The following is an 18,065-nucleotide window of genomic DNA, read 5'->3' as shown; positions in this document are numbered from 1 at the left end:
AGCCCCGTGGACCGGGGCAAGCCGGGTTCCAAGATGCACATCCTGTCGGACGCGAACGGACTGCCCCTTCTCGTCGGCGTCTCGGCTGGCAACGTCCACGACAGCGAAGGGCTGAAGCCCATGATCGAGGGTCACCAAACGAGACACGACCCTCATCGCGGCCGGTACTTCAAGCCCCAGCGCCTCCACGCAGACAAAGCCTACGACCGCGCCGACCTGCGCAGATGGCTCCGATGGAAGCGAATCGGAGTACGCATCGCCCGCAAAGGCGTCGAATCCAGCGAACGATTAGGGCGCCGCCGCTGGGTCATCGAGCGGACGATGTCCTGGCTCTCCGGCTACCGACGCCTGAGCCCTCGCTACGAACGCGATCCCCGCAACTACCTGGCCTTCCTCGGACTCGCAGCCGCTCTCTGCTGCTACAAGCGACTCGTCCGCCTCACCACGTAGGACACGGTCTAAGAAGGGCCGCCACGTCCTGCCCGACGGCGCGCGGGGGATGATCATTGGAGATGAGAACGGCATCGCCGAGGCACTCGCCGCCGCCTACGAGGGCTGCGAGCCGTGCAAGGCCAACCTGGAAAGACGGGTCACGTTCGACGACGGCACCTTGACCGTGTTGATAACCGCAGTTTGGCTGTGCTCTTACGCCCAGGTACGCGCTTCTCAGGGCCTTCCGCCGGCTGACGCCGCCGACGAGCTTTTCCCCCCGGTCGTACTAAAGGAACTGGATACCAAGACTCGCCGTCTCCTCCGTAGGTTGGTACTGGAACCAGTCGAAGCCCCGGGCGGACGACCCGCTGCCCAGCCTGAACCTCATGAGCTAGCTGACCTGGTCATCAATGTCGCCAGCGACGAGGAGCGCGCCGCGCTGTGGCGAGACGCCCTCGACGGTGCAGTCTCCATCGTGATGATGGAAGCCTCCCAGCTCTGACTCCGGCAGGCTGGGCACGCGGAAAGGTCTGTGAGCGTGGCTTGACATGGGTCATCAAGCCGCGTTCGCAGACCTCTGCCGCTGTGTGACCCGTGGGTGGTGCCGACGGTTGTGCCCGGGTTGCCGGTCAGGGACACAGGTGAGTCAGGAGTTCTGCACTGGCGGGGTATTCCTGCTCCTGGGGGAGCAGTCGGGCAGCTGAGTCCAGTTCGCCGTCCCTGACGAGTGCGTGGATCTCGGTGGCGAGCGGGGTCACGTCCTTGATGGACATGATCCACTCGTCCGCGTAACGCGCGGATGCCTGACCCGAGAGCCCCAGTTGCAGCGAGCGGTGCGGCAGGGGACGCAGGTGCAGATCGCGTTCGGGATCCCACTGGACGCGGGCCGGTGCGTTCTTTAGATCCCGCTGCCAGGTGCCGCGATCGGGGTGCAGTCCGCGGACGTAACTCGACAGGCAGGCATGGCGCAGCGCCCAGTCGAAGCCGTCGCGAGTGATCTCGATGGCGAGAACGGTCTCCTGACTGTCCTTCATGCCCCAGCCTGAGCGGTACATCATCCACATGAAACTGGGCTTGATCCACGTCATGCGGTCAGGCTTCCACGCGGCCGGAAAGCGGCCGTCTCGGACGGCAGGCAGTCCGATCTCCGGGGAGTACGCCTGGTAGACGGTGATCGTGGAGGCCGTGTGGAGCGCACGGATTCTGCGGAGCGGTTCTTCCATGGCGCACAGCGTGGACTCGGCCGGCTCAGGTGACCACCGATTTTTTTTGTCCTGGGTGGCAGTGCCCAGACGATCGGCGTCCGCAGTGTCGATTGCATGGGGTGGAACCGTCTCGGAGCTGTGAACACCACTCAACAACGTCGAGCAGCGTTCCCAGACCGCTGAACGTCGGCCGGAGGCGGGAGTCACTGCGGTTCTCAGAGGCCGGCCGGGTGGCTCGAGAGCCAGTCTGTGTGTCGGTCACGCACACGGTCACGCTCTGCGGGGGTGGCAAGGATGACGTCTGCGCCACCGTCGTAGGGATGGTGGATATGGCGCAGTTCCGTGTCTGCGATGAAGACTTCGACGAGCGCTTCGTCCGCGACTGCTCGCAACAGCCCGTCGATACAGCCGCGACTCCACCGGCGCCGGTCGGCGTACAGACGCGTGTGGGTGTGGAACTCCGGGTCGGGGTCATCCTGGTCCGACTCGGTCCACCAGCGGACGCTGTCCGGGTGCAGTGTCGGTCGTGGCGTCGAGTAGCCCGGGGGCCCGGTCGGTGTGTCCGACCAGTCCATCGTCACCACGAACACATCAGTGTCCGCGAACAATTCGTCGAGGATCGTGTTGTACCGGTCCAGCACGATCGCGTACTCGTCCCCGGACTCCGGGTAGCGCTTCGAGCCGGGGAGGCTGTGGAAGCGAACCCAGCGATCCGCGTACCTGGTGCGAAACGTGTGAGCGACGGGAGGGGCCGACGGATGCCGTTCCCTCCACAGAGCCGCCAGGAGATGAGGGTCGATGACGAAACTCCCCCGTAGCCAAAGCCACAGCAATAAGACAGGAGACGCGGTCCTGTCGCGGCTGTCGATGTTCCGGTCAAGATAATGCTGGTGGTAGCCCGCCCGCCATGCAGAAGGGGGCAGGCGTCCCCCCTTTCGATCACGGCGGGTGGGGTCTGTGAACGAGGCTTGACCTGCGTCATCAAGCCGCTTTGGCGTGGGCGTCGCCGGCAGTGAAGGCCGAGGAGCGGCGGGTGCGCGGGTGGGGCCTGCCGTGATCACGGCACGCGGATCTCGCCCAGAGATCACGGAACCTTCGAGGAACTGGGACTGCCCCAAGAACAATGGACGCTGTGAGACTTGGCCACCCGCGCTCGGGGCGAAAGCGTGCCAGCTTTCTTCAGATCCCCCGCTGCCATGCTGTCTCGGTAAGCGAACATCTGTCAGGCGGCCTTGGTCACCCAGACCGGTTTCGAGATCTGCACGATATCGGGAGGAAGGTTGCCGACGATCGCCCCGTCATCGGTCTTGCTGTCCATCAACTCTTTGTAGGCCGCCTCCTCCATCACACAGACCGCGACCTGCATTTTGGTGCCACCAGGCCAGGCATTCAGCTCCACCAGTTCGGTGTACTGTCCAGCCTGGTCCATCTCACTCTTGGTGTAGAAGTTCGGGTGACCGTCACTGTCGTCCTTGATCTCCGTCCTTCCGATCCACAGGACGTGTTGGTCGGCCAAGCGCCTGCACTTCATCTGGGCCGTCACCGTCCCGGCGCTCTCCACTTTCTGATTGCCCGGGCGCAGCGAAACATCGTAGCCGGTGCTCTTTCCGCAAACCGGGAGTTCATCGCTGTTCGGCCATGCAAGAACGAGGGCAACGACCGCGACCACAGCAGCCACACATGCGGCGACAACCTCCGCGACTCTGAGCCACTTCCGTTCTCCGCCTACCCCCGGTCCACCACCTGTCGAACCAGACATGGCACCCCCCTTACGTCGCCAAAGTCTGATTTATGGACTGCTAGGAAAGTTCGTCCCCCGAGTTCAGGAGTGCTGATCTGGCAAATGGGAGCCAAGAGGTCTGTGAACCCGACTTGACATGGATCAAGCCCTCGTTCCTGTGGATGATGTACCGCTGCGGCTGGGGCACCAAGGAGGGCCAGGAGACGGTCCTGGCGATCGAGGTCGACCGCGAGGGCTTCCGCTGGGCGTTGCGCAACGCCTGCCTGTCCCATCACGTCCCCGCCCTGCACGGCGACCAGGCCTCCTGGAAGCGGCAGTTGAGGCAGGCGCCGGCGCGGGTGCAGTGGGATCCGGAACGGGACCTGCACCTCAACCCGCTGCCGTACCGGTCGCTTCAGCTGGGGCTCGCGGGGGAGGCCGCCGCGCGGTACGCGGACGAGTGGATCGTGGGGATCGAGGACGTCACGCCGCTCGCCAGGCAGATCCACGGGCTGGTGCGGACGGGACAACTGGACGAGGCCGCTGGGCTGTTGCCCGAGGAGCGGCCCCTCGGACTCGACGACGAGGTGCCGGCGCGGCTGCGTGCCTAGAGGGAACGAAGGGAACGGGGCCGCTCAGGCCGCCGTGACGACGACGCCGCGGATCGCGGCCGCCCACTCGACGACGAGGAGCTCGTACTCCGCGCGCTCCTCGGCCGACAGGGTGCCGCCCGTGCGCTGCCACAGCGCACGGATCTCGTCGTTGACCTCGGCGGCGGGCCGCACGGAACCAGGGGTCACGAAATCGGGGGACATGCGGACAAGCCTAGGGGCAGCCACTGACAGCCCGCTACCGGACGGCTACCGGATCCCTATGCGGTTGGTCACGAGACCCCGGTCACACGGGCCCGGGGTCAGCCCGCCGACTCGGCCGCGTGAGGGCTCAGCACACCCATGCTGACCAGCACGATGATGACGATGCCGAGGGCGATGCGGTAGTAGACGAAGGGCATGAAGCTCTTGGTCGAGATGAATTTCATGAACCACGCGATCACGGCGTACCCGACCCCGAAGGCGATCACCGTCGCGAAGATCGTCGGGCCCCACGAGACATGGCCGCCCTCGGTGGCGTCCTTCAGCTCGAACACGCCGGAGGCGAGCACCGCGGGGATGGCGAGGAGGAAGGAGTAGCGGGCCGCGGCCTCGCGCTTGTAGCCCATGAACAGGCCGCCGCTGATGGTGGCGCCGGAGCGCGAGACGCCCGGGACGAGCGCCATGGCCTGGCAGACGCCGTAGATCAGGCCGTCCCGGACGCCCAGGTCCTCAAGGGCCTTGCGCTGCTTGGGCGCGCGGTGCTTGCCGCCGCTCTCGTCGCGGGCCGCGAGGCGGTCGGCGATGCCCAGGACGATGCCCATGCCGATCAGCATCGTGGCGGTGATCCGCAGATCGCGGAACGGCCCCTCGATCTGGTCCTTCAGCGTCACGCCCAGCACACCGATCGGGATCGAGCCGACGATGACCAGCCAGCCCATCCGGGCATCGGGGTCACTGCGCAGCGTCTTGTCGGTGAGCGAGCGCGTCCACGCCGAGATGATCCGTCCGATGTCCTTGCGGAAGTAGATCAGCACGGCCGCCTCGGTGCCGATCTGCGTGATCGCCGTGAAGGCCGCGCCCGGGTCCTTCCAGCCCGAGAAGGCCGCCGTGAGCCGCAGGTGGGCGCTGGAGGAGACGGGGAGGAACTCGGTCAGCCCCTGGACGAGTCCGAGGATGAGTGATTCGAACCAAGACATGAGGTAACGGAGTCCAAGTGCCGATCGTGGGACGGACGACGGGCGCACCGGGCCGTCGCCGCGGGGAACGGGTGATCAGGTGTGCCGAGGGGGAAGCGTAGCGTCCCTGGAAGGCCGCCAGGACACAGGGGTTTGGATGCCGCTCCCGACCAGCGGCGATCAGGCCACGCTGGGACCGGTCACCGTCCATCCAGGTGTCTGGGGGCGGGCCGTGAGGTCCTCGTGGCGCACCTCGTCGCCGCACGCCCGGCAGGTGACGGCCGGGGCGAGGGCCTGGCCGCAGGAGTGCTCCAGGAGCATCGGACGGTCGCCGTCGGGCCGCAGATGGCGGTCGCCCCAGGCCATGAGGGTCACCAGCACCGGCTCCAGTTCCAGTCCCGCCCGGGTCGGCCGGTACTCGAAGCGCTGCGGACGCTCGCTGTAGAGGTGCTTGGCCAGGATCCCGGCGTCGACCAGCCGGCGCAGCCGGGTGGCCAGGATGTCGCGCGGGGCGCCGGTGTTGCGGACCAGCTGGTCGAACCGGCCGTTGCCCAGGCACACCTCCCGTAGCACCAGCAGGGAGTACTTCTCGCCGACGAGCGCGAGGGTGTCGGCGATGGAGCAGGGGCGCGGATCTTTACGGGCGGCCATGAGGCCCAGTCTAGGAGAGGGTTGGAATTTCCAACCCTGCGGGCTACGGTGAGTTCGGATTTCCTACTCACCGGTAGTCGTGGAGGCCCGCACATGCGTGACGCAGTCATCGTCGAAGCCGTACGCACCCCCATCGGCAAGGGCAAGCCGAACGGCGCCCTGGCACACGTGCACCCCGTGGAGCTCCTCGCCCACACCCTGCGCACCCTCGTCGAACGGTCCGGTATCGACCCGGCGCTGATCGACGACGTCATCGGCGGCACCGTCGACCAGGTCGGCGAACAGGCCATGAACACCACCCGTTACGCCGTGCTGTCGGCGGGATTCCCGGAGTCGGTGCCCGCGACCACCGTGGACCGCCAGTGCGGCTCCTCCCAGCAGGCCGTGCACTTCGCGGCGCAGGGCGTCCTGTCGGGTGCGTACGACCTGGTCGTGGCCTGCGGGGTCGAGTCGATGAGCCGGGTGCCGATGTGGTCGAACGTGCCCGCGGGCGCGGATCCCTTCGGGCCCGGGGTCGCCGAGCGCTACCCCGAGGGGCTGGTCCCGCAGGGCATCAGCGCCGAGCTGATCGCCGCGAAGTGGTCGATCGGCCGCGAGCAGATGGACGCCTTCGCCGTCTCCTCGCACCGCAAGGCCGCCACGGCCTGGGAGAGCGGGCTCTTCGACGCCGAGGTCGCGCCGCTGGAGGGGCTCGCGCGCGACGAGTGCGTCCGGCCGGGCAGCACCACCGAGATCCTCGCCGGGCTGAAGCCGGCGTACCAGGACCCGGTCTTCGCCGAGCGCTTCCCGCAGATCGAGTGGAACGTCACGGCGGGCAATGCCAGCCCCGTCAACGACGGGGCCTCGGCGGTGCTCATCACGTCGAGCGAGACGGCGGCCCGGCTCGGGCTGCGCCCCCTCGCCCGGCTGCACAGCTTCGCCGTCACCGGTTCCGACCCGCTGCTGATGCTCACGGGCGTGATCCCGGCGACCGAGAAGGTCCTGCGCAAGGCGTCGCTGACCCTCGACGACATCGACCTGTTCGAGGTCAACGAGGCGTTCTCCAGTGTCGTCCTGGCCTGGCGGCAGGAGACCGGTGCCGACCTTGCCCGGGTCAACGTGCACGGCGGGGCCATCGCCCTCGGGCATCCGCTCGGCGCGAGCGGAACCCGCCTGACGACGACGCTCGTGCACGCGATGCGGGAACGGAACGCCCGCTACGCGCTCCAGACCATGTGCGAGGCGGGCGGACTCGCCAACGCCATGGTGCTGGAACGGGTGTAGCCCGGTAGGTGTGACGGAGCGTCAGAGGCCGTGCAGCTGGTGCCGCTTGCGCCACGCCATCACCACGCCCGCCAGCGCGGGCAGGGCGATACAGGCCAGGGCGATCAGGAAAGCGGGCGAGGTCGGGGTGGAGGCACGGGCGCCCGCGACGGCGTAGGCGGCGGTGTTCGGGATCGAGCCGAGGCCCGTGGCCAGCAGGAACGGCAGCAGGCCCATGCGGGAGACGGAGGCGCAGTAGTTCGCCGCCCAGAACGGCACGCCGGGGAACAGCCGCACCGCGAGCATCGAACGGAAGCCGTGCCGGCTGAGCTGGCCGTCCGCGGCCTTCAGCCAGCGCCCCCGCAGCAGCGGGCGCAGGGCGTCCTGGCCCAGCGCCCGGCCCAGGCAGAAGGCGATCCCGGCGCCGAGCACCGTGCCCGCCAGGGCCACGCCGAGGCCGAGCTGCGACCCGAACAGGGCGCCCGCCGCCAGGTTCAGCAGCGGCCTCGGCACGAACGCCACGGTGCACACGCCGTACGCCACCGCGAACACCGCCGCCGCCGCGGCACCGCCGAGTTGCGGCGGCCAGCCCTCCGTCAGCAGCCGCTGCGGCTCGAACAGCAGCACGCCGGACGCGCCCGCGGCGAGCAGCACGACGAGCAGGGACAGCCGCGACCACGGGGACAGCAGAACTCTCGTGCAGCGGGCGGCGAAACGGGTCGGTTCGGCGGGCGAGGCGTTCGTTGCCGGGGGAACGGCGACGGCGAGCTCCGCGGCGGTGGCCCGGGGAGAGGCCGTGGCGGTGCCCCCAGAGCGGGTGGTGGCATCGAGCATCCGGTGACACTAACCGACAAATGTGTGTGATCGCCGTATGGTTCGTCTCACGAGCGTCACAGGCCGGCGTGCGCAGCCGGGGCGCGGACCCGTGCGCAGCGCTGTGCGCAGGCAACCTAAAACCATTCGACGTGCGGTAAGGCGTCGGCAATGATCGACGACATGTTCCGGCACGCCTTCGCCCTCGCAGCATCCGTGGTCACGGATGCCCCGAAGGCTGCCGTCGCCGATCTCACAGCCGTCATGGACGGCGCCCGAAGCTGACCCTCTCCGGTTCGTCCGGCGGACCCCGCAAGGGGAGGGTCGGGCAGGTCCTCGGGGTCCCACTTCTTCTTCGCCATCACACGCTTCGAGGTGCAGCCATGTCCAAAACGGCCTACATCCGTACGAAACCACATCTCAACATCGGCACGATGGGGCATGTCGACCACGGCAAGACCACGTTGACGGCCGCCATCACCAAGGTCCTCGCCGACCGCGGCAGCGGCGCGTTCGTGCCGTTCGACCGGATCGACCGGGCGCCCGAGGAGGCGGCGCGCGGCATCACCATCAACATCGCGCACGTCGAGTACGAGACCGACACCCGGCACTACGCGCACGTCGACATGCCGGGCCACGCCGACTACGTCAAGAACATGGTCACCGGCGCCGCCCAGCTCGACGGGGCGATCCTCGTCGTCTCCGCGCTCGACGGGATCATGCCGCAGACCGCCGAACACGTGCTGCTCGCCCGGCAGGTGGGCGTCGACCACATCGTGGTCGCCCTCAACAAGGCCGACGCGGGGGACGAGGAACTGACCGACCTGGTCGAGCTGGAGGTCCGCGACCTGCTCACCGCGCACGGCTACGGCGGCGACTCCGTACCCGTCGTACGCGTCTCCGGCCTGAAGGCTCTGGAGGGGGACCCGCGCTGGACGGCGTCGATCGAGGCGCTGCTCGACGCGGTGGACACGTACGTGCCGATGCCGGAGCGGTATCTGGACGCTCCGTTCCTGCTGCCGGTGGAGAACGTGCTGACCATCACCGGGCGGGGAACCGTGGTCACCGGGGCGGTCGAGCGGGGTGTGGTGCGGGTCGGTGACCGGGTCGAGGTGCTCGGGGCCTGCGTCGAGACGGTGGTCACGGGTCTGGAGACCTTCGGCAAGCCGATGGACGAGGCGCAGGCCGGGGACAACGTGGCCATGCTGCTGCGGGGTGTTCCGCGGGACGCCGTCCGGCGGGGACACGTCGTCGCGGCGCCGGGGAGTGTCGTGCCGAGCCGCCGGTTCACCGCGCAGGTGTACGTGCTGTCCGCGCGGGAGGGCGGGCGTACGACGGCTGTCTCCAGCGGGTACCGGCCGCAGTTCTACATCCGTACCGCGGATGTGGTCGGGGACGTCGACCTGGGGGAGACGGCGGTGGCCCGGCCCGGTGACACGGTGGTGATGACCGTGGAGCTGGGGCGGGACGTGCCGTTGGAGGCGGGGCTCGGGTTCGCCATCCGCGAGGGCGGCAGGACCGTGGGGGCGGGCACCGTGACCGTGGTGGGTTGAGGCGGTGGGGGACTGCGGGGCCGTTGTGGCTGGTCGCGCAGTCCCTCACGCCCCTCGGGGGCGTTGCCGCGCAGGCACAATGAGGGGGTGAATGAGCCTGTACCAGTCGCCCGGTCCGTCGATCACGGGTTTGCCAAGCTGATGCCCGACGTGGACCGGGAACGGGCCTGGCTGCTGACCGTGGACGGGGCGCCGCAGTCCTACGTCGATCTCGACGAGCCCGCGCACCTGGAGTTCGAGTACACGCGGCGGCTCGGTCATGTGCTGGATGTCGTGGCCGAGCCGGGGCGGGCGCTGGACGTGGCGCATCTCGGGGGAGGGGCGCTCACCCTGCCCCGGTACGTGGCCGTGACCCGGCCGGGCTCGCGGCAGGACGTCGTCGAGGCCGACCGGGGGCTGCTGGAGCTGGTGTCCGGGCATCTGCCGCTGCCGCAAGGCGCGGACGTCGCCCTGCACGCGGCGGACGCCCGGGTCTGGCTGGAGCACGCTCCGGCGGCCTCGGCGGACGTCCTCCTCGCGGACGTCTTCAGCGGATCCCGGGTGCCGGCGCACCTCACCTCCGTCGCCTACGTCCGTGAGGTCGCGCGGGTACTGCGGGGACACGGGGTCTATCTCGCCAACCTCCCCGACTCCGCGCCCTTCGCCTTCCTGCGGTCGCAACTCGCCACCCTGGCCACCGCCTTCGAGGAGCTGGTGCTGATCGCCGAGCCGGGGGTGCTGCGGGGACGGCGGTTCGGGAACGCCGTGCTCGTCGCCGGTCGTCAGCCGGTCGACGTCGCGGCCCTGGCCCGGCTCACCGCCGCCGACGCCTTCCCGGCCCGGGTCGAACACGGCGCCGGGCTGCGCGAGTTCATCGGCGACGCGCGGCCGGTGGAGGACGCGGATGCCGTGCCGTCACCCGTGCCCCCGGACGGGGCGTTCGGCATCGGCTGAGCCAGGCTCGACCTCTCGGTCTGAAGGGCCGACCGTCACGCGATGCTTCGACGAACCGGGCCCGCCCCCTCTCGCAGGGGGCGGGCCCGTTCCGTTGCCCGGGTCAGCCGCCGGTCGGCTCGCCGTGCAGCCGGACCGTGCTGAGAATCTTCAGGACGGTCTTCTCGGGCACCTCGCCCTTGACTCCCTTGGCGCCGAAGAAGCTCCACGCCACGAAGTCGCCGGCGGAGTTCTTGAAGCCGAACGTGACCGCCTTGCCGTCGCTCGCGCACTTGCCCTTGTCGGGCGTGTTCTCCGAGTGCGCCCAGGCGACGCTGCCCTTCACGCCCGAGGCGGTGGTGTACGGCTTTGCCTTGTCGTCGGCCTTGACGCTCTTCTTGTCCGGCTGCGTGTAGCCGCCGTACACCCACCAGGCCACCTGGTTGACCGCGACCTCGTCGGTGTTCTTGGCGCCGTCGGCACCCTTGGTGCCCGCCCCGGCCAGCGACTCGGTCTCCGTCCGGCCGTCCTTGTTGTCGTCGCTCGTGCACCACTTGGACTTGTAGAACGCGGGTGCCGACATGAGGATCAGCGGCTTGCCGTCGTCGGACTTCTCGTCCTCGAAGAAGACGGACGAGGTCGGGGAGGCCACCTCCCAGTCCGCCGGGACGTCGAAGGCGGTGCCCCACTTGGGGTTGATGACGACCTTCCAGCCCTTGACCGTGGGCTGCGCCGCCTCGCCGCCGCGGGGGTTGTCGCCGGTGGCACCGGCGCTCGGCTCCTCGGACGGCGTGCTCGACGCGGCCTTGTCCTTCTTGCCGCTCTTGCCGCCGTCCGCGGTGTCGTCCTTGTCACCGCCCAGCACCAGGAAACCGGTGACACCGGCCGCGACGACCACCGCCGTGGCGGCGATGATCGCGACCAGCTTCGTCCGGTTGCCGCCACCGCCCTGCGGGGGCTGCGGCGCGCCGGCCGGCGCGGGGGTGCCCCACTGCGGCTGCTGCCCATAGGGGTTGGGCTGCTGCTGGTACCCCGGCTGCTGGTACGGATTCGGCTGCTGGTACCCCGGCTGCTGGTACGGGTTGTTCGCTTGCGGGTTCTGCTCGCCCCCGGGCGGCTGCTGTCCTGGCCACATGAGCAGTCACCCTAGCCGCGCCCCGGACACGATTCGGTCACTGCCCGTGGACGGAGACGTAGCAACCCGGGGTGCGTGCGGTGCGGATGTCGTGCGGACCGGTGCGGCGGTCGTCACACGGCCTGGTCAGCCGTCTCTACTCGTGAGTAACATGCGGCCATGAGCGCAGACCAGATGTCCATCGGCGAGATGCTCGCCGCCACGGTGCCCATGGCCCGGACCCTGAACCTCGAGTTCCTCGAGACCTCACCGGAGCGGGCGGTGCTGTCGCTGCCGGACCAGGCCGAGTTCCACAACCACGTGGGCGGCCCGCACGCCGGTGCGATGTTCACGCTCGGTGAGTCCGCGAGCGGGGCGATCGTGCTGGCCGCGTTCGGGGAACAGCTCTCGCGCGCCGTGCCGCTCGCCGTCAGCGCCGAGATCTCCTACAAGAAGCTGGCGATGGGTGCCGTCACCGCCACGGCCACCCTCGGCCGCCCGGCCGCCGAGGTCGTCGCCCAGCTGGACGCCGGTGAGCGCCCCGAGTTCCCGGTGGCCATCGCCCTTCAGCGGGCCGACGGTGCCGTCACCGGCGAGATGACGGTCGTGTGGACCCTGCGGCCCAACAGCTGACCGTGCTGCCGCGTGTGCGGGAACCCCGGCCGGGTGCCGGGGTTCTCGCGTATCCGGCCGCCGTATCCCGGTGCCAGGGGCGCGCGCCGTCCGGCTCCCCGGGGAACCCGCACCGCGCCCCCCGAGGCCGGCCCCTGCCGCGCGTCGCGTCCCGCGGGGCCGGCTTCTCGACCGGGCCCGTGACGCGGACGACGCCCTCCTCGCCGGTCGGCTCGACGGCGGCGCAGTCGTAGCGGTGGATCTGCCCGGGAGGGACCTCCGTCAGGGCGACCGCGCTGCCGAGCAGGCGATCGCGGACGTCGAGCATCCGGCTCACCTGGGTCCCACAGGGGCGGTCAGCTCGTCGCCGAGGAGGACCGCGAACGGCCGGCACCGCCGACCCGGCGGCGGGCGCCCGGAACGGCGTGCCCCGGGCCGAGCGGGTTCGCCCTGCCGGAGGTGGCGGATGCTCGCCGGCCACCCGGCTCGCGCGCCACGTCGAGCGGCAGGTGTCGCCCTCGGCTGCGAGGGCCTGCTCCAGCTCGGAGACGTCAGCGCGCGCTGTGGAGTTGGAGGTTTCGTGTGCCAATCGCCCTTGCGTGCACACAACTTGCGACTCCGGACGGCTCTGCTTTCGAAAGCCGGTGCGGATACCGCCGGTAACGTATCTGGAATTCCCGCGTTTTGAACTCGGGTCATCCGAACTCCTTGTTACCAGTGAGTCGTATGTGCGAAAGTGAGCCACCTCACAGCCTGGTCCGCAGCTGACACGGCACAGGTATGCACCAATCACGCACCTGCTTTCCGACGAACGCGCAATTCGCCTGCCGTTCTGCGGCTGGAAGGAAATGGTTCCGTGCAATCCCCCCACCCCCCACGCCCGCCGTACCCGCCACGACCCGGATCGGGGTCCGCGGAGTCCGACCGCAATCTTCTGGCCCGGGTCGGTGAACCCGCCGAAGCGCCGCGCGCCGTCGCGCTGTTGCTGGCGCGGCACTGGCGTCCGGTCTACGAATACGCGGTGATCTGCCTGGCGTCCTCGGAGGACTCCGCGGCGATGGCGGCAGCCGCCGCCTTCCGCGAGGAACTGGCCCGCCCGGGCGGCGGCGCCCTGCGTCCGCGGCTGCTCAGGACGGTCCGGGAGACGGTCGGGAAGTGGGCCGCAGACGACGGTATTTCCGGAGTGCTGCCGGAACTCCGCAAAACCGTCGGCGCCCGCGGCCTGCGCGCCGCCCGCTCCAGCACACCCGAAAGGCGACGCCTCGCGGAGCGCGCTTTCCGGGGCCTTCCGGGTGCGTCCCAATGCCTGCTGTGGCACACGGAGGTCGAGGCCGAGCCCATATCCGTACCGGCCGGTCTGCTGGGAGTGGACGCCGCCACCGCTTCGGCCGCCCTGCTGCAGGCCCGCGAGCAATTCCGGTCGGGATGCGTACGGGCGCACCGGGAACTCGCACCATCGCAGGAATGCCGTTACTACAACCGCCTGCTGGACGTTCCCATGCGCCGCGGCGGGGCCCTGCTGCCGGATGTGCAGCGCCATCTCCTGGCTTGCCGCTACTGCCGTCACGCCGCCGAACAACTCAGCCATTTCGAGGGCGGTCTGGAAGATCTGCTCGTGGAGACGGTGCTCGGCTGGGGCGCCCGCCGCTACCTCGCGTCACGGCAGGGACGTGACGAGGGCCGGAGCGCCCCGCCCGCCGGCGGACGGCACCGTTTCCGGCCCCGGGCCGACGCGGCGACCGGCCGGTCCCGGTCGCCGAGAAGGCACGCGAGGGCGCTGGCCGCCGCGATCGGGGTGACCTCCCTCGTGCTGCTGGCGACCCTGCTCACCGCCCGGGGCTGGACGGAGGAGAGCGGCACCGCCGGCCCACGGGCCACCTGGGGGGCGGTCAGTGGCCACTCCGTCGCCCCGGACGGCGCGGGATCGGCCCCCGCGGAGCCGGACACCACGGCGGCCTCGTCCGAACGGTCCTCGTCCGCCGGCGCCCCGCCGGCCGCCTCCGCCGGCAGCTCCGCGGAAGTGGCCCGGGGGCGCCTGCGCAACCTCGACGGCGGCCTGTGCCTCGACGTCCGGGGCGGCCGGGCCCGGGCCGACGCCCGCATCGTGCTGACCGCCTGCTCCACCGGCGGATCCCAGCAGTGGTCGTACCAGGAGGACGGCGTCCTGCGCAGCGGCGCCGACCCCACCCTGTGCCTCGGATCCGACCTCGCCGAAGGCTCGGTCGTCCTGGCCGGCTGCCTGGTGCACGCCGGGGTCGTCCGCTACGACCTGACCGTGCGCGGCGAACTGCTGCCGCGCGGCGGCAGGGGACTGGCCGTCGCCCCCGGCCGGGGCCGGGACGTGATCGTCGCCCGCCGCGACGGCTCCGCGGCGCAACGCTGGACGGTGGAAGCGCCGGATGCCACCGGCGGCCCGGCGGAGCCCCGGCGGAAGCGGGCCGAGGGCCCACCGCGCGAGAGCCGCGAGGAAGGCGAGCAGCGGTCGTACGGCGAGGCCCCGCCCGGGCAGCGGCCCGAACCGCCGCGCGGCAGTCCCGGGGAACCGGCCCAGGAACGGTACGAGACGCGGTTCGCACCCGTGGACTGCTGTGAGGAAGCCGAACCCGGGGCCGGCGGGACCGGTACGCGGACCGGCGTCGACGTCCTCGGTCCCGCGACCGCCACCGTGGCCGACGCCGTGACGGCACTCCACACCGCCACCCTGCCGTAGAACGGGCGGGGGGCCGCCCGCCCGGGCGTCCTCCGGCGGGCGGCGAAGCACCGCGAGGACACCGGCGGCCCACCCCGACGACGCGCGGACGGGCCGCTTGCACCCGCGGTGCGACCGGCATGGCCGAGAGGCGCCTGGCATCGAACCGGAACAAACTGGTACTCCTCCTGAGGCAGCCCGCAGAACCCAGGGAGTCACTCATGCCCGAGGCCCCGCGCCAGGACAGCAGGACCGGCAGCACGTCCGCCCCGACCGACGAGGAACTGCGCACGCTGGACGCCCACTGGCGGGCCGCCAACTACCTGGCCGCCGGTCAGATCTACCTGCTGGCCAATCCCCTGCTCACCGAGCCGTTGCGGCCGGAACACATCAAGCCGCGGCTGCTGGGCCACTGGGGCACCACACCCGGGCTGAACCTCGTCCACACCCATCTCAACCGGGTGATCAAGGCCCGCGGGCTCGACGCCCTGTGCATCTGGGGCCCGGGGCACGGCGGCCCGTCGGTCCTCGCCAACTCCTGGCTGGAGGGCAGCTACAGCGAGAAGTACCCGGACGCCTCCCGGGACGCGCGGGGCATGGAGCTGCTGATGCGGCAGTTCTCCTTCCCCGGCGGAGTGCCCAGCCACGTCGCTCCGGAGGTGCCCGGATCGATCCACGAGGGCGGCGAACTCGGCTACTCCCTCGCCCACGCCTACGGCGCCGCACTCGACAACCCGGACCTGCTCGTGGCCTGCGTGATCGGCGACGGCGAGGCGGAGACCGGGCCGCTCGCCGGATCCTGGCACGCCAACAAGTTCCTCGACCCCGTCCACGATGGTGCCGTCCTGCCGATCCTGCACCTCAACGGCTACAAGATCGCCAACCCGACGGTCCTCGCCCGCCTCCCGGAGGAGGAGCTCGACGCGCTGCTGCGCGGCTACGGACACGAGCCGATCCACGTCGCCGGCGACGAACCGGCCAGCGTCCACCGCGCGATGGCCGCGGCCATGGACACCGCGCTCGACCGCATCGCCGCCGCACAGCGCGCCGCCCGCGAGCACGGCGCGACCGAGCGCCCGCGCTGGCCGGTGATCGTGCTGCGCACCCCCAAGGGCTGGACCGGCCCGGCCGAGGTCGACGGCGAACCGGTCGAGGGCACGTGGCGCGCCCACCAGGTGCCGCTGTCCGGCGTCCGCGACAACCCCGAGCACCTGCGGCAGCTGGAGTCCTGGCTGCGCTCGTACCGGCCCGAGGAACTGTTCGACGCGAAGGGCCGCCCGGTCGCGGACGTCCTCGCCTGCGTCCCCGAGGGCACCAGGCGTCTCGGCGCCACTCCGTACGCCAACGGCGGCCTGCTCGTCCGCGACCTGCCCATCCCGTCCCTGGACGACTTCGCCGTCCCCGTCGACAAGCCCGGCACGACGACGCACGAGCCGACCCGGGTCCTCGGCGACCTCCTCGCCCGGCTCATGCGCGACACCGCCGACCGGCGCGATTTCCGCCTGGTCGGCCCGGACGAGACCGCCTCCAACCGGCTCCAGGCCGTCTACGACGCCAGCGGCAAGACCTGGCAGGCCGGGACCCTGCCCGTGGACGAGCACCTGGACCGGCACGGCCGGGTGATGGAGGTGCTCTCCGAACACCTCTGCCAGGGCTGGCTGGAGGGCTACCTGCTCACCGGCCGGCACGGCCTGTTCTCCTGCTACGAGGCGTTCGTGCACATCGTCGACTCCATGGTCAACCAGCACATCAAATGGCTGCGCACCTCGCGCAGGCTGCCCTGGCGGGCCCCCATCGCCTCCCTCAACTACCTGCTGACCTCCCATGTGTGGCGGCAGGACCACAACGGCTTCTCCCACCAGGACCCCGGCTTCGTCGACCACGTCCTCAACAAGAGCCCCGAAGTCGTCCGCGTCTACCTCCCGCCGGACGCCAACACCCTGCTGTCGGTGGCCGGCCACGCCCTGGGCAGCCGCGACTACGTCAACGTCATCGTGGCCGGCAAGCAGCCCTGCTTCGACTGGCTGTCGATCGAGGAGGCCCGGGTGCACTGCGCCCGCGGCGCCGGCATCTGGGAGTGGGCGGGCACCGAGGACGGCACCGAGCCCGACGTCGTGCTGGCCTGCGCCGGCGACGTCCCGACCCAGGAGACCCTGGCCGCCGCGCACCTGCTCCGCCGGTACCTGCCCGAGCTGTCCGTCCGGGTCGTCAACGTCGTCGACCTCGCCCGGCTGCTGCCCCAGGGGGAGCACCCGCACGGCATGAGCGACTTCGAGTACGACGGTCTCTTCACCACGACCAAGCCGGTGATCTTCGCCTACCACGGCTATCCGTGGCTGATCCACCGCCTCGCCTACCGCCGCACCGGTCACCAGAACCTGCATGTGCGCGGCTACAAGGAGGCCGGCACCACGACCACGCCGTTCGACATGGTCGTCCGCAACGACCTCGACCGCTACCGCCTGGTGATGGACGTCATCGACCGCGTCCCGGGCCTCGCGGTGCGCGCCACGGCCGTACGCCAGCGGATGGCCGACGCCCGTACCCGTCACCACGCCTGGATCCGTGAGCACGGCACCGACCTGCCCGAGGTCGCCGAGTGGAGCTGGAACGCCTGAGCCGCGAGGGACGTCTTCAGAGCCGGTAGGCTTCCCCGCGCACGCAGGGAAGCTCAGGGAAAGGAACCGGCGTTGCACGTCCAGGAGTGGCTCGAAACCGTCCCCGCGGTCGCCGTCTACGCACTGGTGGGGCTGGTCATCGGCCTGGAAAGCCTGGGCATTCCGTTGCCCGGCGAGATCATCCTCGTCTCCTCGGCGCTGCTCGCGTCCCAGCACGGCGAGATCGACCCCGTCGTCCTCGGCGCCAGCGCCACGGCCGGCGCGATCATCGGCGACTCGATCGGCTACGCCATCGGCCGCAAGGGCGGGCGGCCCCTGCTCGCCTGGCTGGGCAACAAGTTCCCGAAGCACTTCAGCGAGGGGCACATCGCCACCGCCGAGCGTTCTTTCGAGAAGTGGGGCATGTGGGCCGTCTTCTTCGGCCGCTTCGTCGCCCTGCTCCGCATCTTCGCCGGCCCCCTCGCCGGTGTGCTGCGCATGCCGTACTGGAAGTTCGCCATCGCCAACGTCCTCGGCGGCATCCTGTGGGCCGGCGGCACGACGGCGGTCATCTACTACGTCGGCATCGTCGCGGAGTCCTGGCTGAAGCGCTTCTCGTGGCTGGGCCTGGTCGCGGCGGTCCTGGTCGGTGTCACGTCCATGCTGGTGATCAAGCGCAAGGCGAAGAGGGCGGCACCTGCGGCGGCGGCAGAGTAGGCCGCCCCAAAGGGGCGCGGGGAACTGCGCGACCAGCCAC

General features: G+C 70.4%; 17 protein-coding genes and 1 pseudogene. 10 read left to right on the top strand and 8 right to left on the bottom strand.

The window, feature by feature from the left end; all coding sequences use genetic code 11:
• Both GTY56_RS05190 and GTY56_RS05185 read left to right on the top strand, forming a co-directional pair.
• A partial coding sequence (locus GTY56_RS05190) for an IS5 family transposase (protein WP_161362925.1) occupies positions 1–450 on the top strand: 450 nt, incomplete at its 5' end.
• Positions 451–499: 49 nt separating this feature from the next.
• The gene (locus tag GTY56_RS05185; protein ID WP_161362923.1) at positions 500–934 is read left to right on the top strand and encodes a hypothetical protein; all 435 of its coding nucleotides are present in this window, start codon (positions 500–502) and stop codon (positions 932–934) included.
• 127 nt (positions 935–1,061) lie between these two features.
• Here the strand turns inward: GTY56_RS05185 and GTY56_RS05180 are convergent, their stop codons facing one another.
• From GTY56_RS05180 to GTY56_RS05170, 3 genes are all read right to left on the bottom strand, one after another.
• Positions 1,062–1,655, bottom strand: a complete 594-nt coding sequence (locus GTY56_RS05180) for a DUF4291 domain-containing protein (RefSeq protein ID WP_161362921.1) — start codon at positions 1,653–1,655, stop codon at positions 1,062–1,064.
• Between the two features lie 197 nt (positions 1,656–1,852).
• Positions 1,853–2,698 carry a DUF3885 domain-containing protein gene (locus tag GTY56_RS41525; RefSeq protein WP_524540081.1) on the bottom strand — a complete coding sequence of 282 codons (846 nt, stop codon included), beginning with the start codon at positions 2,696–2,698 and terminating at the stop codon, positions 1,853–1,855.
• Between the two features lie 161 nt (positions 2,699–2,859).
• Positions 2,860–3,315 (bottom strand): hypothetical protein, encoded by a 456-nt coding sequence (locus GTY56_RS05170; protein WP_161362919.1) that lies wholly within the window; start codon positions 3,313–3,315, stop codon positions 2,860–2,862.
• Between the two features lie 194 nt (positions 3,316–3,509).
• Here GTY56_RS05170 and GTY56_RS05165 point away from each other — a divergent pair.
• Positions 3,510–3,968: pseudogene (locus GTY56_RS05165) on the top strand (DUF4291 family protein); the annotation flags it as partial.
• Positions 3,969–3,992: 24 nt separating this feature from the next.
• Here the strand turns inward: GTY56_RS05165 and GTY56_RS05160 are convergent.
• The 3 genes from GTY56_RS05160 to GTY56_RS05150 form a co-directional block, all read right to left on the bottom strand.
• The gene (locus GTY56_RS05160; protein WP_161362917.1) at positions 3,993–4,172 is read right to left on the bottom strand and encodes a hypothetical protein; all 180 of its coding nucleotides are present in this window, start codon (positions 4,170–4,172) and stop codon (positions 3,993–3,995) included.
• A 98-nt stretch (positions 4,173–4,270) separates the two neighbouring features.
• Positions 4,271–5,146, bottom strand: a complete 876-nt coding sequence (locus GTY56_RS05155; protein WP_161362915.1) for an undecaprenyl-diphosphate phosphatase — start codon at positions 5,144–5,146, stop codon at positions 4,271–4,273.
• Between the two features lie 159 nt (positions 5,147–5,305).
• Positions 5,306–5,776 carry a winged helix-turn-helix transcriptional regulator gene (locus tag GTY56_RS05150; protein WP_161362913.1) on the bottom strand — a complete coding sequence of 157 codons (471 nt, stop codon included), beginning with the start codon at positions 5,774–5,776 and terminating at the stop codon, positions 5,306–5,308.
• 93 nt (positions 5,777–5,869) lie between these two features.
• Here GTY56_RS05150 and GTY56_RS05145 point away from each other — a divergent pair, with 93 nt between their 5' ends.
• Positions 5,870–7,039, top strand: a complete 1,170-nt coding sequence (locus GTY56_RS05145; RefSeq protein ID WP_161362911.1) for a thiolase family protein — start codon at positions 5,870–5,872, stop codon at positions 7,037–7,039.
• A 21-nt stretch (positions 7,040–7,060) separates the two neighbouring features.
• Here GTY56_RS05145 and GTY56_RS05140 read toward each other — a convergent pair whose 3' ends face one another.
• Entirely contained in the window at positions 7,061–7,852 is a 792-nt protein-coding gene (locus tag GTY56_RS05140) for a TVP38/TMEM64 family protein (RefSeq protein ID WP_161362909.1), read from the bottom strand.
• Positions 7,853–8,214: 362 nt separating this feature from the next.
• Here GTY56_RS05140 and tuf point away from each other — a divergent pair, with 362 nt between their 5' ends.
• Both tuf and GTY56_RS05130 read left to right on the top strand, forming a co-directional pair.
• Positions 8,215–9,384, top strand: a complete 1,170-nt coding sequence (tuf, locus tag GTY56_RS05135; RefSeq protein WP_161362907.1) for an elongation factor Tu — start codon at positions 8,215–8,217, stop codon at positions 9,382–9,384.
• Between the two features lie 87 nt (positions 9,385–9,471).
• Positions 9,472–10,317, top strand: coding sequence for a fused MFS/spermidine synthase (locus GTY56_RS05130; RefSeq protein ID WP_161362905.1), 846 nt, complete (start codon positions 9,472–9,474; stop codon positions 10,315–10,317).
• A gap of 103 nt (positions 10,318–10,420) precedes the next feature.
• Here the strand turns inward: GTY56_RS05130 and GTY56_RS05125 are convergent, their stop codons facing one another.
• A complete protein-coding gene (locus GTY56_RS05125; protein WP_161362904.1) occupies positions 10,421–11,431 on the bottom strand; it encodes a DUF8017 domain-containing protein in 1,011 nt (336 codons plus the stop codon).
• 159 nt (positions 11,432–11,590) lie between these two features.
• Here GTY56_RS05125 and GTY56_RS05120 point away from each other — a divergent pair, with 159 nt between their 5' ends.
• The 4 genes from GTY56_RS05120 (at position 11,591) to GTY56_RS05105 (ending at position 18,025) form a co-directional block, all read left to right on the top strand.
• Positions 11,591–12,043 carry a DUF4442 domain-containing protein gene (locus GTY56_RS05120; RefSeq protein ID WP_202509755.1) on the top strand — a complete coding sequence of 151 codons (453 nt, stop codon included), beginning with the start codon at positions 11,591–11,593 and terminating at the stop codon, positions 12,041–12,043.
• Between the two features lie 835 nt (positions 12,044–12,878).
• The gene (locus tag GTY56_RS05115) at positions 12,879–14,732 is read left to right on the top strand and encodes an RICIN domain-containing protein (protein ID WP_346345419.1); all 1,854 of its coding nucleotides are present in this window, start codon (positions 12,879–12,881) and stop codon (positions 14,730–14,732) included.
• Positions 14,733–14,932: 200 nt separating this feature from the next.
• Positions 14,933–17,329 (top strand): phosphoketolase family protein, encoded by a 2,397-nt coding sequence (locus GTY56_RS05110; protein WP_161362902.1) that lies wholly within the window; start codon positions 14,933–14,935, stop codon positions 17,327–17,329.
• 72 nt (positions 17,330–17,401) lie between these two features.
• The gene (locus tag GTY56_RS05105) at positions 17,402–18,025 is read left to right on the top strand and encodes a DedA family protein (RefSeq protein WP_161362900.1); all 624 of its coding nucleotides are present in this window, start codon (positions 17,402–17,404) and stop codon (positions 18,023–18,025) included.
• The last annotated feature ends 40 nt before the right edge of the window (positions 18,026–18,065 follow it).

Origin of the sequence: Streptomyces sp. SID5643 (genome assembly GCF_009872555.1) — a bacterium.
GTDB lineage: Bacteria > Actinomycetota > Actinomycetes > Streptomycetales > Streptomycetaceae > Streptomyces > Streptomyces iakyrus.
The sequence above is the reverse complement of the archived record's forward strand: the minus strand, read 5'-3'. Positions and strand labels throughout refer to the sequence as shown.